At 62.1% G+C, this 13,159-nt stretch carries 20 protein-coding genes; 19 read left to right on the plus strand and 1 reads right to left on the minus strand.

From position 1 onward, the window contains the following. Positions 1–335: 335 nt before the first annotated feature. Positions 336–1,775 (plus strand): hypothetical protein, encoded by a 1,440-nt coding sequence (locus E5206_RS07035; RefSeq protein WP_136321872.1) that lies wholly within the window; start codon positions 336–338, stop codon positions 1,773–1,775. Positions 1,776–2,027: 252 nt separating this feature from the next. Here the strand turns inward: E5206_RS07035 and E5206_RS07040 are convergent, their stop codons facing one another. Continuing rightward, on the minus strand, positions 2,028–3,455 hold the full coding sequence (locus E5206_RS07040; protein ID WP_136321873.1) for a GH1 family beta-glucosidase: 1,428 nt from the start codon (positions 3,453–3,455) through the stop codon (positions 2,028–2,030). 458 nt (positions 3,456–3,913) lie between these two features. On the opposite strand from E5206_RS07040, the gene rpsJ reads away from it, so the two are divergent. From rpsJ to rpsE, 18 genes are all read left to right on the plus strand, one after another. Continuing rightward, positions 3,914–4,222 (plus strand): 30S ribosomal protein S10, encoded by a 309-nt coding sequence (rpsJ, locus tag E5206_RS07045; protein WP_038464699.1) that lies wholly within the window; start codon positions 3,914–3,916, stop codon positions 4,220–4,222. Positions 4,223–4,239: 17 nt separating this feature from the next. Continuing rightward, positions 4,240–4,890: a 50S ribosomal protein L3 gene (rplC, locus tag E5206_RS07050; RefSeq protein ID WP_024366134.1), complete on the plus strand. Its 651-nt coding sequence runs from the start codon at positions 4,240–4,242 to the stop codon at positions 4,888–4,890. 4 nt (positions 4,891–4,894) lie between these two features. Next, positions 4,895–5,518: a 50S ribosomal protein L4 gene (gene rplD, locus E5206_RS07055; RefSeq protein WP_136321874.1), complete on the plus strand. Its 624-nt coding sequence runs from the start codon at positions 4,895–4,897 to the stop codon at positions 5,516–5,518. Continuing rightward, the gene (gene rplW, locus E5206_RS07060) at positions 5,515–5,820 is read left to right on the plus strand and encodes a 50S ribosomal protein L23 (RefSeq protein ID WP_024366132.1); all 306 of its coding nucleotides are present in this window, start codon (positions 5,515–5,517) and stop codon (positions 5,818–5,820) included. Before rplD ends, rplW begins: the two co-directional genes overlap by 4 nt. Positions 5,821–5,849: 29 nt before the next feature. Then, the gene (gene rplB, locus E5206_RS07065; RefSeq protein WP_136321875.1) at positions 5,850–6,689 is read left to right on the plus strand and encodes a 50S ribosomal protein L2; all 840 of its coding nucleotides are present in this window, start codon (positions 5,850–5,852) and stop codon (positions 6,687–6,689) included. Positions 6,690–6,701: 12 nt separating this feature from the next. Next, positions 6,702–6,983 carry a 30S ribosomal protein S19 gene (gene rpsS, locus E5206_RS07070; protein WP_136321876.1) on the plus strand — a complete coding sequence of 94 codons (282 nt, stop codon included), beginning with the start codon at positions 6,702–6,704 and terminating at the stop codon, positions 6,981–6,983. Between the two features lie 38 nt (positions 6,984–7,021). Next, the gene (gene rplV, locus E5206_RS07075) at positions 7,022–7,387 is read left to right on the plus strand and encodes a 50S ribosomal protein L22 (RefSeq protein ID WP_003803798.1); all 366 of its coding nucleotides are present in this window, start codon (positions 7,022–7,024) and stop codon (positions 7,385–7,387) included. Further along, positions 7,388–8,221, plus strand: coding sequence for a 30S ribosomal protein S3 (gene rpsC / locus E5206_RS07080; protein ID WP_136321877.1), 834 nt, complete (start codon positions 7,388–7,390; stop codon positions 8,219–8,221). After that, the gene (gene rplP / locus E5206_RS07085) at positions 8,222–8,638 is read left to right on the plus strand and encodes a 50S ribosomal protein L16 (RefSeq protein WP_123257072.1); all 417 of its coding nucleotides are present in this window, start codon (positions 8,222–8,224) and stop codon (positions 8,636–8,638) included. Between the two features lie 2 nt (positions 8,639–8,640). After that, entirely contained in the window at positions 8,641–8,976 is a 336-nt protein-coding gene (rpmC, locus tag E5206_RS19720) for a 50S ribosomal protein L29 (RefSeq protein ID WP_136321878.1), read from the plus strand. Beyond that, positions 8,973–9,281, plus strand: a complete 309-nt coding sequence (gene rpsQ / locus E5206_RS07095; RefSeq protein WP_136321879.1) for a 30S ribosomal protein S17 — start codon at positions 8,973–8,975, stop codon at positions 9,279–9,281. The genes rpmC and rpsQ overlap by 4 nt, the downstream gene beginning before the upstream one ends. A gap of 419 nt (positions 9,282–9,700) precedes the next feature. Continuing rightward, on the plus strand, positions 9,701–10,069 hold the full coding sequence (gene rplN / locus E5206_RS07100) for a 50S ribosomal protein L14 (RefSeq protein WP_003803789.1): 369 nt from the start codon (positions 9,701–9,703) through the stop codon (positions 10,067–10,069). Between the two features lie 3 nt (positions 10,070–10,072). After that, positions 10,073–10,432 carry a 50S ribosomal protein L24 gene (gene rplX, locus E5206_RS07105; protein ID WP_136321880.1) on the plus strand — a complete coding sequence of 120 codons (360 nt, stop codon included), beginning with the start codon at positions 10,073–10,075 and terminating at the stop codon, positions 10,430–10,432. Continuing rightward, the gene (gene rplE / locus E5206_RS07110) at positions 10,432–11,013 is read left to right on the plus strand and encodes a 50S ribosomal protein L5 (RefSeq protein ID WP_018773672.1); all 582 of its coding nucleotides are present in this window, start codon (positions 10,432–10,434) and stop codon (positions 11,011–11,013) included. The genes rplX and rplE overlap by 1 nt, the downstream gene beginning before the upstream one ends. Positions 11,014–11,107: 94 nt before the next feature. Then, complete coding sequence (rpsH, locus tag E5206_RS07115; RefSeq protein ID WP_056425243.1) at positions 11,108–11,506, plus strand: 30S ribosomal protein S8; 399 nt, start codon at positions 11,108–11,110, stop codon at positions 11,504–11,506. A gap of 18 nt (positions 11,507–11,524) precedes the next feature. After that, entirely contained in the window at positions 11,525–12,061 is a 537-nt protein-coding gene (gene rplF / locus E5206_RS07120) for a 50S ribosomal protein L6 (RefSeq protein WP_120951143.1), read from the plus strand. A 2-nt stretch (positions 12,062–12,063) separates the two neighbouring features. Then, the gene (gene rplR, locus E5206_RS07125) at positions 12,064–12,447 is read left to right on the plus strand and encodes a 50S ribosomal protein L18 (RefSeq protein ID WP_136321881.1); all 384 of its coding nucleotides are present in this window, start codon (positions 12,064–12,066) and stop codon (positions 12,445–12,447) included. Positions 12,448–12,473: 26 nt separating this feature from the next. Then, on the plus strand, positions 12,474–13,157 hold the full coding sequence (gene rpsE / locus E5206_RS07130; RefSeq protein WP_205760019.1) for a 30S ribosomal protein S5: 684 nt from the start codon (positions 12,474–12,476) through the stop codon (positions 13,155–13,157). Positions 13,158–13,159: the final 2 nt, after the last annotated feature.

A 13,159-nucleotide genomic window follows, 5' to 3' on the forward strand; every position in this document is an offset into this window, starting at 1 on the left:
GCCACGGGACCAAGGCCCCTAAACGGCCCGGGTTGCATGTTCCACGATGGTGTCATGAACGTTCCCGGCAATACGGCCCAGGGTGAGTTGCGCGGCAGCTTTGCCGAGCCTGGGTCGCCTTCGCGACCAGCGGAGACCCGGCTGCCCGAGGTACGAGCCCGGGCGGAGGGCCGCGATGCGGTTCGACACAGCCTCCCGGGTCGTTGAAGATCCGCGGAAGTGGGAGCGGGCGCTGTGGGAAGGCCTGCGCTGAGAGCCCTCCCGGAACTGGAGCACACAATGTCAGGCCGTGGCCTGGCGGGCTGGCGGCGCGAGGCTCGGGTATCGTGCATCCTATGGTCGAAGCACGAGGTGCCGAAGCAGTGAGGGACGGGCTGCCACGGCCTGCAGCCGGGCGCCTGGCACCCAGGAAGTTGTGGCTCCTCGCCTGGCTGGCCTTCTTGCCGATTGCGTTGGCCTGTGCAGAAAACTTCAGCGAATCAGACACGTTCTGGCAAATACGCACCGGCATTCTGACCCTTGAGGCGGGGAGGTTCCCTACAGCCGATCCGTTTTCCTGGACGGCTGCCGGTGAACCGTGGACCTTGAACTCGTGGGGCTTCAACATCCTGCTTGCAGTGGCGTACAACGCGGGCGGCCTGCCCGGTGTGGCACTTATTTGTGCCGTGATTGTGTTTGCCATTTTCGGTCTGGTCCTGCTTCTGGCCCGGAATCTGGGAGCATCAGCGGCCGTAGCAGCCTGGCTGCTGTTCCCCGCTTGCCTTGTGCTGATCATCTGGTTTTCAGCGCGCCCCCAACTGATGGATTATCTGGCCGTGCTGTTCCTTGTCATTATCCTCAGGCAGCTGCTTGATGCGCCGTCGCTGCGGCAGCTGGGCGGCCTGGCTTTGCTCATTACAGTCTGGGTCAACTTGCACGCGGCGTCCCTGCTGGGGGTGGCAATCGTCGGGGGAACACTGGTGCTCGCCGGCCTGCAGAAAAATACGCGGCGTCGAGTCGGATGGTTGTCGGGTGCCCTGGCGCTCGCGCTGCTGTGCAGCTTGGCCACCCCCTACGGCATCGGTATCTTCTCCCAAATAACGCAGGTGAAGGCAGCCTCAACAGTTATCACCGAGTGGCAGCCCTTGAATCTGGCGGACCCACGGGAGCTGGTCCCGTTTGCCTTGGGGCTGGTCGCGCTCGTCATTGCGGCGCGTCGGCGTGAAATTGTGCTCTCCGCCGCCCTCGTGACCTCCCTTGCAGGGTCCGTGGCCGCCATGCGGATCATCCCCATCCTCTTTTTGGTGTCCCTGCCGATTCTGATGTCAGCAGCCTCGCACCCTGTTGTACTGCGCTACTTTGAGAGCCGCCGCAGGATGCTGGCTCAATGCGGCAGCTTGGCTGTGGCCGCCGTGATCGTGCTGGTGGCAATCAACCTGCCCGGCGTCGGACGACCTGATCCGGCGGTTTATCCAACCGATGCGATCGGGGCTATTCCGGCCGGCTGCACAGTGTTCAACGATTACCTGGTGGGGGGTCTCGTCATCCTGCAACGCCCCGACGTGCGTGTGTCGCTTGATTCCCGCAACGACCTGTATGGAGCGGATCGCGTCAATAATTTCATGCGGTTCATCGAAAAGGGGGACGGCGATCTTGCCGAACGCCTGTCCGGTGCGGACTGCGTTTTGGTTCCGCCCTCAAGCGGCCTGGCACGGAGCCTGCGCGCAGATCCCCGGTGGAAACTGGAAACGGACGAATCCGCAGCAGCGCTGTTCGTCCACGTGCCGGGGACGTGAGCATGCCGGGACGGCGGCCACAGTCCGCGCGATCAGCGCGTAGCCACCGGCCCATGGCTGACGGAGGTCAGGCGCTGATATCGTTGCTGCCAACGAAGGGAGCTCGCAATGGGCTGGCTGATATTCCTGTTGGTGGTGGGCGCTGTCGTCATCGGTGTCTTTTGGGTCAAGAAGCACTTCCGACACGAAATCGAGCGAGCCAAGCGGATTAATCGGGCCAACCGGGGCAAATAGCCGGCCTCGGCTGTCGGGTCAGCCCTTGCGTGCCCGGCTGAGTGCCTGGTACCAGTAGTAGGAGTCCTTCGGTGTACGCTCGAGGGTCTTGAAATCCACATGCACCAGCCCGAAGCGCTGGGAGTAGCCGGCCGCCCACTCGAAGTTGTCCATCAGCGTCCAGACGTAGTAGCCCAGCAGTTCGACGTCTTCGGCGATGCCGCCCGGGGCCGTGGCATCCAGGGCCTGGCCGAGATGGGCCGCCAGGTAACTGATCCGCTCGGCATCCGCAATGGGGCCCGAGACGTGGTCGGGCTCGGGGAAGCTGGCGCCGTTCTCGGTGATGTACAGCGGGGGCAGGGCCTCCCCGTACCGGTCCTTGAGCTCCCGGAGCAACACGCCCAGATGGTCCGGCGCCACTGGCCAGCCGAATCCGGTCTTTTCGTATTCCGGGAACCCCGGCAGATGGAACGGCATCCTGAGCATCGGGTCGGATGGGCCGACAGGACTGCCGCCGGACCCGCGCCCGGTCGCAACCTTCACCGGGTAGTAGTAGTTCAGGCCGTAGAAATCCAGCGGCTGGTGAATGGTGCGCAGGTCGGCGTCCGCGATCTTTCCGAGGGAGCGGAACCACGGCCTGGCGATCAGGGGCGGCCTGGGGTAGCGGCCGAGCAGGATCGGGTCGGCATAGACACGGTTCAGGACGATGTCGAAGACCTTCGCGAGCAGCCGGTCGGTCAGCGAGCGGGAAGCCGGCCGGACCGGCGAGTGCAGGTTGGTGACGCCCACCGCGCCGGTAACGCCCTCGGACCGCAGGGCCTGGACGGCAAGGCCGTGGCCGAGGAGCTGGTGGTGGACCGAGGGCAGGGCATCGAAGAGCAGGTCGTGGCCGGGCGCATGGACCCCGAGGGCATAGCCATTGAGGGTTACCGAAACAGGTTCGTTCAGCGTCACCCATTGCGCCACCCGGTCGCCGAACCGTTTGCCTGCCGCCGCGCTGTAGTCGGCGAAGCGCTCCGCCGTCGTGCGGTTCATCCAGCCGCCGCGATGCTCGAGCGGCAAAGGTGTGTCCCAGTGGTACAGGGTGGCCATGGGGGAGATGCCGGCCTCGAGCAGTTGATCGATCAGCCGGTCGTAGAAATCCAGGCCCTCGCTGTTGAACGGCCCCGTCCCCTCGGGCTGGATCCGGGGCCAGGAGATGGAGAAGCGGTAGGAGTCGATGCCGAGGGCGCGCATCAGCTCGACGTCTTCGGGTGCCCGGTTGTAGTGATCGCAGGCGACGGCGGGGGAATGGCCGTTGAGGATGCTGCCGGGTTTCTCGGCGAAGGCGTCCCAGCCGGACGGGCCGCGGCCGCCGGCGGCGAGGGAACCCTCGATCTGGAACGCCGCCGAGGCGACCCCGAGGGTAAAGCTTGGGCTCAGGCGCGCGGCGAGGGCCTGAACCGCTACGGCGTCCTGCACAGTCATCCCCCTATCATCCGTTTGATGATTGCTGAAGGCAATGATGCCCGTGCCGGACGGCGGCCCAGTGGCAGAAGAGGACGTGGCCGCCGCCCGCTTGTCGGCACCGCGGGGACCGCCGCGGGCACTGATTCGCTTCTGACGGCAATTTCCGGCATACTAGATGAGTTGTTCAAGCGCTCCTTCGTGTCCCGATCCGGATAATGCCGGGTGTCAGGGTCCAAGTGGGAGACCAAACATAACCCCTCTCCATGGAACTGCGGACGAGTACGCGTGAAAAGCGCGACACGCCCGACCGCGGGGGTCGGTTACGCCGGCAGGTTGAGGAACCCGGATTCATCCGGATTCAGCTTGTGCGGCGGGTGGTAGTTACGACTTCAATTGCTTCGGCAGCCACATGCAACACGCAAGTAAACAGAGCAGCCCTTACTGGAGCAGCACTAACTGAAAGAGAGTCAGGCGACATGGCGGGACAAAAAATCCGCATCCGGCTGAAGTCATACGACCACGAGGTCATTGACGTTTCAGCACGGAAGATCGTTGAGACGGTCACGCGCGCAGGCGCCACGGTAGTTGGCCCCGTGCCGCTTCCGACGGAGAAGAACATCTACTGCGTCATCCGCTCTCCGCACAAGTACAAGGACAGCCGTGAGCACTTCGAAATGCGGACTCACAAGCGTCTGATCGACATCATCGACCCCACGCCCAAGGCTGTTGATTCGCTTATGCGTCTCGACCTGCCGGCCGACGTGAACATCGAAATCAAGCTGTAGGGAGGTGCTGAGAGACTATGACCGCAACCCGTAACGTAAAGGGCCTGCTGGGCACGAAGCTCGGCATGACCCAGGTCTGGGACGAGAACAACAAACTCATCCCCGTCACTGTGGTCCAGGCTGACTCGAACGTCATCACGCAGCTGCGCAATGCAGACACTGATGGCTATGTCGCCGTTCAGATCGGCTACGGCCAGATCGATCCCCGCAAGGTCACCAAGCCGCTGGCTGGTCACTTTGAAAAGGCAGGCGTCACGCCTCGCCGCCACGTCGTCGAACTGCGCACTGCAGATGCTGACTCTTACGAGCTGGGCCAGGAGCTCTCCGTAGAGCTCTTCGAAGCCGGCCAGAAGATCGACGTCGTTGGCACCACCAAGGGTAAGGGCTTCGCCGGTGTTATGAAGCGTCACGGCTTCCACGGCGTTGGAGCTTCCCACGGTGCTCACAAGAACCACCGTAAGCCCGGTTCAATCGGTGGCGCATCCACCCCGAGCCGCGTCTTCAAGGGCATGAAAATGGCCGGCCGCATGGGCGCCGTTCGTCACACCACGCTGAACCTCACGGTGCACGCGGTTGACGTCGAGAAGTCGCTGCTCCTTATCAAGGGCGCCGTTCCCGGCGCCCGCGGCCAGGTCGTCCTCGTACGCACCGCCGTGAAGGGAGCCTAGTTCAATGACTAGCACTGTCAAGGTTGACCTGCCTGCAGAGATCTTCGACGTACAGACCAACGTGCCGCTGTTGCACCAGGTCGTCGTTGCCCAGCTCGCTGCTGCTCGCCAGGGTACCCACAAGACCAAGACCCGCGCCGAGGTTTCCGGTGCAGGTCGCAAGCCGTTCAAGCAGAAGGGCACCGGCCGCGCCCGTCAGGGTTCAATCCGTGCTCCTCACATGACCGGTGGTGGCGTTGTCCACGGCCCCACGCCGCGTGACTACAGCCAGCGCACCCCCAAGAAGATGATTGCTGCTGCACTGCGCGGCGCACTCTCTGACCGCGCCCGTAACGGCCGCATCCACGTTATTGCTGAACTGGTACCCGGCACCAAGCCGTCCTCCAGCGCAGCACTGGCAACGCTGCGTGGTGTCTCCGAGCGTAAGAACCTGCTCGTCGTCATCGAGCGCGCCAACGATGTTGCCGCACTCTCCGTGCGCAACCTCACGGATGTTCACGTTCTGTACGCAGACCAGCTGAACACCTACGACGTACTCGTTTCCGATGACGTCGTCTTCACCAAGGCTGCCTACGAAGCATTCGTTGCTCACAAGGCAGTGGCAAAGAACGAGGAGGATGCCAAGTGAGTGCAGCCACCATCAAAGACCCGCGCGACGTCGTGCTTGCACCTGTCGTCTCGGAAAAGAGCTACGGCCTGATCGATGAGGGCAAGTACACCTTCCTGGTGGACCCCCGCTCGAACAAGACCGAGATCAAGCTGGCCGTGGAGAAAATCTTCTCCGTCAAGGTCGACTCGATCAACACCATCAACCGTGCCGGTAAGCGCAAGCGCACCAAATTCGGATGGGGTACCCGCAAGAACACCAAGCGTGCAATTGTGAGCCTCAAAGAAGGCACTATCGACATCTTCGGCGGTCCGCTCTCGTAGCGGAGACCACTTTAACGAGGAAATAAATTATGGGAATCCGTAAATACAAGCCGACTACCCCGGGCCGTCGTGGCTCGAGCGTAGCGGACTTCACCGAAATTACGCGGTCGACGCCGGAAAAGTCGTTGGTACGTCCGCTGCCCAAAAAGGGCGGCCGTAACAACACCGGTAAGATCACGACCCGTCACAAGGGTGGTGGACACAAGCGCCAGTACCGTCTGATCGACTTCCGTCGCCACGACAAGGACGGCGTCAACGCCCGCGTTGCCGAAATCGAGTACGATCCGAACCGTACGGCTCGCATCGCCCTCCTGCACTACGTTGATGGCACCAAGCGTTACATCATCGCCCCGAACAAGCTGGCCCAGGGTGACACCGTAGAGGCAGGTGCCACCGCTGACATCAAGCCTGGCAACAACCTCCCGCTGCGCAACATCCCGGTCGGTACCGTTATCCACGCAGTCGAACTGCGTCCGGGTGGCGGCGCCAAGATGGGCCGCTCCGCCGGCGCATCGATCCAGCTCGTTGCAAAGGAAGGCCGCTTCGCCCAGCTGCGTCTGCCTTCCGGCGAAATCCGCAACGTTGACGTGCGCTGCCGCGCAACCGTCGGCGAGGTCGGCAACGCCGAGCAGTCGAACATCAACTGGGGCAAGGCCGGCCGCATGCGCTGGAAGGGCGTCCGCCCGACCGTCCGTGGTGTCGCCATGAACCCGGTTGACCACCCGCACGGTGGTGGCGAGGGTAAGACGTCCGGTGGACGTCACCCCGTCAACCCCAACGGTAAGCGCGAAGGTCGCACCCGCCGTCCCAACAAAGAGAGCGACAAGCTTATTGTTCGTCGCCGTCGTACTGGCAAGAACAAGCGATAGGAGCCTGGACACATGCCACGCAGCCTGAAAAAAGGTCCTTTCGTTGACCAGCACCTCTTTGTGAAGGTAGCCAGGGAAAACGAAAAGGGCACCAAGAACGTCATCAAGACCTGGTCCCGCCGTTCGATGATCATCCCCGATATGCTCGGGCACACGCTCGCCGTGCACGACGGACGCAAGCACATCCCGGTGTTTGTCACCGAGTCGATGGTCGGGCACAAGCTCGGCGAATTCGCTCCCACGCGGACATTCCGCGGCCATGTTAAGGACGACCGTAAGGGCAAGCGCCGCTAGGCGCCTGCACTTACGTCTTAGACGAGAGAAGGAAAGCAATGGAAGCCAAGGCAATTGCGCGTCATATCCGCGTAACGCCTATGAAGGCCCGGCGCGTCGTCAACCTTGTTCGTGGTAAGCAAGCGAATGAGGCTCTGGCAATTCTGAAGTTTGCCCCCCAGGCAGCTTCGGAGCCGGTATTCAAGGTAGTACAGTCCGCAATCTCCAACGCCCGGGTCCTCGCGGACCGCGACGGTGTGGCGTTTGACGAAGGCGACCTCATCATCAGCGAAGCGTTTGTTGATGAAGGCCCGACCATGAAGCGGTTCCAGCCGCGTGCCCAGGGTCGTGCATTTCAGATCAAGAAGCGCACGAGCCACATCACCGTGGTAGTCGCTACCCCGGAGAAAGAGGAGGCTCGCTAAGTGGGACAGAAAGTTAACCCGCACGGGTTCCGACTCGGCATCACCACCGATCACGTATCGCACTGGTTTGCTGACAGCACCAAGGCCGGCCAGCGGTACAAGGACTTCGTCCGCGAAGACATCCGTATCCGCCAGCTCATGTCCACGGGCATGGAGCGGGCCGGTATCGCCAAGGTTGAAATCGAGCGCACCCGCGACCGTGTCCGTGTGGATATCCACACGGCACGTCCGGGCATCGTCATCGGCCGCCGCGGTGCAGAAGCAGACCGCATCCGCGGCGAGCTCGAAAAGCTCACGGGCAAGCAGGTCCAGCTGAACATCCTCGAGGTCAAGAACCCCGAGATGGAAGCACAGCTTGTTGCCCAGGGCGTTGCAGAGCAGCTGACTTCCCGCGTGGCATTCCGCCGTGCGATGAAGAAAGCCATGCAGTCCGCGCAGCGTGCAGGTGCCAAGGGCATCCGTATCGCTTGCTCCGGTCGACTGGGCGGCGCAGAAATGTCCCGCTCGGAGTTCTACCGCGAAGGCCGTGTGCCCCTGCACACCCTCCGCGCGAACATCGACTACGGCTTCTACGAGGCCAAGACCACCTTCGGCCGCATCGGTGTGAAGGTCTGGATCTACAAGGGTGACGTCACCGCCAAGGAACTGGCCCAGCAGGCAGCTGCTGCTCCGTCCCGCGGCCGTGGTGCCAGCGACCGCCCGGGCCGCCCGGGTGGCGCTGACCGTGGTGACCGCCGCCGTCGTACCGACCGTCCGGCAGCAGAGGCAGCTCCGGCTGCCGACGCTCCGGCAGTTGAGGCTGCACCTGCTGCAGTAGAAGGAGGACAGGCTTAAATGCTTATCCCACGTCGAGTCAAGCACCGTAAGCAGCACCACCCGGGTCGTTCCGGCGCTGCCACGGGCGGCACCAAGGTCTCCTTCGGTGAGTGGGGTATCCAGGCGCTGAGCCCGGCATACGTCACGAACCGTCAGATCGAATCCGCCCGTATCGCGATGACCCGCCACATCAAGCGTGGCGGTAAGGTCTGGATCAACATTTACCCGGACCGTCCGCTGACGAAGAAGCCGGCCGAAACCCGCATGGGTTCCGGTAAGGGTTCTCCGGAATGGTGGGTCTCCAACGTCAAGCCGGGCCGGGTTCTCTTTGAGATCTCCGGTGTCGAGGAATCGGTTGCTCGCGAGGCACTGCGCCTGGCAATCCACAAGCTCCCGTTGAAAGCACGCATTCTGCGTCGCGAAGGTGGTGAATAGAAATGGCAGTAGGATCCAAGGAACTTGCATCCGCACAGCTGGACGGTTTCGACAACGAGCGACTCGTTGAAGAACTCCGCAAGGCTAAGGAAGAGCTGTTCAACCTGCGTTTCCAGTCCGCCACCGGCCAGCTGGAGAACCACGGTCGACTGCGAGCGGTAAAGAAGGACATCGCACGCATCTACACCGTTCTCCGTGAGCGCGAGCTGGGCATTCGTGCCGAGGTTGCCGCACCGGTTGTGGAAGCCAAGGAAGAAAAGAAGTCCAAGAAGTCCGCAGCCAAGGCTGAAAAGGCTGAAAAGCCGGCCGAAGCCGAGACTGAGGAGGACGCCAAGTGAGTGAAAAGGACGAGAACGTGACGGAAACTGTTTCCGGCGCAGCTACGGCTGACGAGCGCGGTGACCGTAAGACGAAGCGCGGCTATGTCGTCTCGGACAAGATGGAAAAGACCATCGTTGTCCAGGTCGAGGACCGCGTGAAGCACGCCCTGTACGGCAAGGTCCTGCGCCGCAACACGAAGATCAAGGCTCACGACGAAGAGAACAGCGCCGGCATCGGCGACCTCGTTCTCCTCGCCGAGACCCGCCCGCTCTCCGCTACCAAGCGGTGGCGCCTGGTGGAGATCCTCGAGAAGGCCAAGTAACACCTGCAGCCCCGCGCTAAGCGGATGCTGTGCGGAAACCCCCGTTCCCTCCTGGGAGCGGGGGTTTCTCCGTGCCCGGGACAGTGGAGCCGCGGCGCGGGCCGCGTCCGGAGCCGCCGTCGAGCCCTGTGGATCGTGGGATATGGGGCTGGCCCCGAAACGTGCTAGGATATTGAGTTTGTATGGCGCCGTTCGTGCGCCGTCGTCAACCTCGTAAACAATCGTGCCACGGCATAGTGCCCCCTTGCGCCCCGACCCGTCGGGATCCGCCTGGGAAGCAAATGTTTTTGGCACGGGCGTTTAGGCCTGGTCTGGCAAAATCCAGGCAGGTCAAGAGACACCCCGATCAACCGTTCCGCAAGGCTCACTCCGTAGGAAGATTTTCGGTTTGAGAACCAGCGTGACGCAAGGAGTAAATAGTGATTCAGCAGGAGTCGCGACTCAAGGTCGCCGACAACACGGGTGCTAAGGAAATCCTTACCATTCGCGTTCTCGGTGGATCTGGCCGTCGCTACGCAGGCATTGGCGACGTAATCGTCGCTACCGTCAAGGACGCAATTCCGGGCGGCAACGTAAAGAAGGGCGACGTCGTCAAGGCTGTCATCGTCCGTACCAAGAAGGAACGCCGCCGTGCGGATGGTTCCTATATCAAGTTTGACGAGAACGCAGCCGTCATCCTGAAGAACGACGGTGACCCCCGCGGCACCCGTATCTTCGGACCGGTTGGTCGTGAACTTCGCGACAAGAAGTTCATGAAGATCGTTTCTCTGGCTCCGGAGGTGCTCTAGTCCATGGCTAAGATCAAAAAGGGTGACCTCGTTCAGGTCATCACTGGCGCCAAGGCTGAGCGCGGCGGCGACAAGGGCAAGCAGGGCAAGGTTCTGCGCGTATTCCCCGAGACCAACCGCGTGTTGGTTGAAGGCATTAACCGCGTAACCAAGCACACCAAGGTCGGTCAGTCGCAGCGCGGCACCAAGACCGGTGGCATCGAGGTCGTCGAGGCTTCGATCCACATCTCCAACGTGGCCCTGGTCGACCCGTCCACCAAGAAGCCCACCCGCGTCGGTTTCCGCACCGAGACCGTTGAGCGCGATGGCGTGAAGCGTGACGTGCGCGTCCGCGTGGCCAAGAGCTCAGGGAAGGACATCTAATGACTGAGACTCTCGAGACTCCGGCAAGCAAGATCGTTCCTCGTCTGAAGACCAAGTACGCCGATTCCATCAAGAACACGCTGACTGAGGAATTCAAGTACCAGAACGTCAACCAGGTTCCCCGTCTGGTCAAGGTCGTTGTGAACATGGGTGTTGGAGATGCCGCCAAGGACTCCAAGCTGATCGACGGCGCCGTCCGCGATCTGACCCTGATCACCGGCCAGAAGCCGCAGGTTACCAAGGCCCGCAAGTCGATCGCACAGTTCAAGCTGCGCGAAGGCATGCCGATCGGTGCGCACGCGACTCTGCGTGGGGACCGCATGTGGGAATTCCTGGACCGTCTGGTCACGCTGGCCCTGCCACGTATCCGTGACTTCCGTGGCCTCAGCGGCAAGCAGTTCGATGGCAACGGCAACTACACCTTCGGTCTGACCGAGCAGGTTATGTTCCACGAGATCGACCAGGATTCCATTGACCGCGTTCGCGGCATGGACATCACCGTCGTGACCACTGCCAAGACCGACGACGAAGGCCGCGCGCTGCTCAAGGCGCTTGGCTTCCCGTTCAAGACCGAAGATTAATCTAGCTACGTAAAAGGTCCGTCCGCGCTGGTTCCGAATTAACTTCGGGAAAGCAGCACGGCGGAAACCGTTATGAGGAAGGGCAAGAGCCCACATGACAATGACAGATCCCGTCGCAGACATGCTTACGCGTCTGCGCAACGCAAACTCGGCATACCACGATTCCGTGTCTATGCCTTACAGCAAGCTCAAGGCACGCGTTGCCGACATCCTGAAGGCTGAAGGTTACATCGCCTCCTGGAAAGAAGAAGACGCTGAGGTCGGCAAGAAGCTGACCCTCGAGCTCAAGTTCGGTCCGAACCGCGAGCGTTCAATCGCTGGCGTTCGTCGTATTTCCAAGCCGGGACTGCGCGTTTACGCAAAGTCCACCAACCTGCCGCACGTGCTCGGTGGCCTGGGTGTCGCAATCCTGTCCACCTCTTCCGGCCTCTTGACTGACAAGCAGGCCGGCAAGAAGGGCGTGGGCGGCGAAGTCCTCGCTTACGTCTGGTAACGGGAAAGGAAGAGAATAATGTCACGTATTGGACGTCTCCCCATCACCGTTCCTGCCGGCGTTGAGGTCAAGGTTGACGGCTCTGTCGTCAGCGTCAAGGGTTCCAAAGGCGAGCTGAGCCACACTGTGCCCAGCCCGATCGAGGTTTCCCTGGAAGAAGGCACCCTGACTGTCGCCCGCCCGAACGACGAGCGCGCCTCACGTTCGCTGCACGGCCTGACCCGAACCCTGATCGCCAACATGATCCAGGGTGTCACCGCAGGCTACGAGAAGAAGCTTGAAATCGTCGGTACCGGTTACCGCGTTCAGGCCAAGGGTTCTGACCTGGAGTTCGCTCTGGGCTACAGCCACCCGGTTAACGTCTCGGCACCGAACGGCATCACCTTTGCAGTAGAGACCCCGACCAAGCTCTCTGTTTCAGGTATCTCCAAGCAGCAGGTCGGCGAGGTTGCTGCCAACATTCGCAAGCTGCGGAAGCCGGACCCCTATAAGGGCAAGGGCATCCGCTATGCCGGCGAAGTCATCCGCCGCAAGGTCGGAAAGGCTGGTAAGTAACCATGGCCATCGCAATTAACAAGAAGCGTACGAACAAGAGCAAGTCTGCCCAGCGCAGCCGCCGCCAGCTTCGTATCCGCAAGCGCATCTCCGGTACGGCTGTACGTCCTCGTCTGGTCGTCAACCGTTCCGCACGCCACATCTTCGTCCAGGTTGTCGATGACACCAAGGGCCTGACCGTGGCGAGCGCCTCCACACTGGAAGCCGACCTTCGTGCATTCGACGGTGACAAGACCGCCAAGGCCAAGCGCGTTGGCGAACTGGTCGCCGGGCGTGCCAAGGCTGCCGGTATCGAAGCTGTTGTCTTCGACCGCGGTGGTAACAAGTACCACGGCCGGATCGCCGCCGTCGCTGACGGCGCCCGTGAAGGTGGGCTTTCACTGTGACCGAAAATAACGAAAAGGACATTCAGGTGACTGAAGCTGTAGCTGCTCCGGCAACTGAGACCGCTGCGCCTGCTACCACCGATGGCGCCCGTGGTGGCGCTGCTCGTCGTGGCGAGCGTGGCGACCGCGGCCAGGGCCGTGGCGACCGTGGTGGCCGTGGTGGCCGCGATGGTGGCCGCGAAGCCGAAAAGAGCCAGTTCGTAGAGCGCGTCGTAACCATCAACCGTGTTTCCAAGGTCGTCAAGGGTGGTCGTCGCTTCAGCTTCACCGCCCTCGTCGTCGTCGGTGACGGCAACGGTATGGTCGGCGTCGGCTACGGCAAGGCTAAGGAAGTTCCTGCCGCCATCGCGAAGGGCGTCGAAGAGGCCAAGAAGTCCTTCTTCCGCGTTCCCCGCATTGGCAGCACCATTCCTCACCGTGTACAGGGCGAGGCCGCTGCAGGCGTTGTTATGCTGCGTCCGGCTTCCGCCGGTACCGGTGTTATCGCCGGTGGCCCGGTCCGTGCAGTACTGGAGTGCGTGGGCATCCACGACATCCTCTCCAAGTCGCTCGGTTCCTCCAACGCCATCAACATCGTTCACGCGACCGTTGATGCCCTGAAGCGTCTCGAAGAGCCGGCAGCCGTGGCAGCACGCCGCGGCCTCCCGCTCGACGAGATCGCTCCGCCGGCAATGGTGCGCGCGCTTCTGAACCAGAAGGCAGGTGCCTGAGC

Source organism: Arthrobacter sp. PAMC25564 (assembly GCF_004798705.1).
In the GTDB taxonomy this organism is placed as follows: Bacteria; Actinomycetota; Actinomycetes; order Actinomycetales; family Micrococcaceae; genus Arthrobacter.

Coding starts and splice junctions, on each gene's coding strand:
- E5206_RS07035 (WP_136321872.1), top strand. CDS start 336: ATGGTCGAAGCACGAGGTGCCGAAGCAGTGAGGGACGGGCTGCCACGG.
- E5206_RS07040 (WP_136321873.1), bottom strand. CDS start 3,455: ATGACTGTGCAGGACGCCGTAGCGGTTCAGGCCCTCGCCGCGCGCCTG.
- rpsJ (WP_038464699.1), top strand. CDS start 3,914: ATGGCGGGACAAAAAATCCGCATCCGGCTGAAGTCATACGACCACGAG.
- rplC (WP_024366134.1), top strand. CDS start 4,240: ATGACCGCAACCCGTAACGTAAAGGGCCTGCTGGGCACGAAGCTCGGC.
- rplD (WP_136321874.1), top strand. CDS start 4,895: ATGACTAGCACTGTCAAGGTTGACCTGCCTGCAGAGATCTTCGACGTA.
- rplB (WP_136321875.1), top strand. CDS start 5,850: ATGGGAATCCGTAAATACAAGCCGACTACCCCGGGCCGTCGTGGCTCG.
- rpsS (WP_136321876.1), top strand. CDS start 6,702: ATGCCACGCAGCCTGAAAAAAGGTCCTTTCGTTGACCAGCACCTCTTT.
- rplV (WP_003803798.1), top strand. CDS start 7,022: ATGGAAGCCAAGGCAATTGCGCGTCATATCCGCGTAACGCCTATGAAG.
- rplP (WP_123257072.1), top strand. CDS start 8,222: ATGCTTATCCCACGTCGAGTCAAGCACCGTAAGCAGCACCACCCGGGT.
- rpmC (WP_136321878.1), top strand. CDS start 8,641: ATGGCAGTAGGATCCAAGGAACTTGCATCCGCACAGCTGGACGGTTTC.
- rplX (WP_136321880.1), top strand. CDS start 10,073: ATGGCTAAGATCAAAAAGGGTGACCTCGTTCAGGTCATCACTGGCGCC.
- rplE (WP_018773672.1), top strand. CDS start 10,432: ATGACTGAGACTCTCGAGACTCCGGCAAGCAAGATCGTTCCTCGTCTG.
- rpsH (WP_056425243.1), top strand. CDS start 11,108: ATGACAATGACAGATCCCGTCGCAGACATGCTTACGCGTCTGCGCAAC.
- rplF (WP_120951143.1), top strand. CDS start 11,525: ATGTCACGTATTGGACGTCTCCCCATCACCGTTCCTGCCGGCGTTGAG.
- rplR (WP_136321881.1), top strand. CDS start 12,064: ATGGCCATCGCAATTAACAAGAAGCGTACGAACAAGAGCAAGTCTGCC.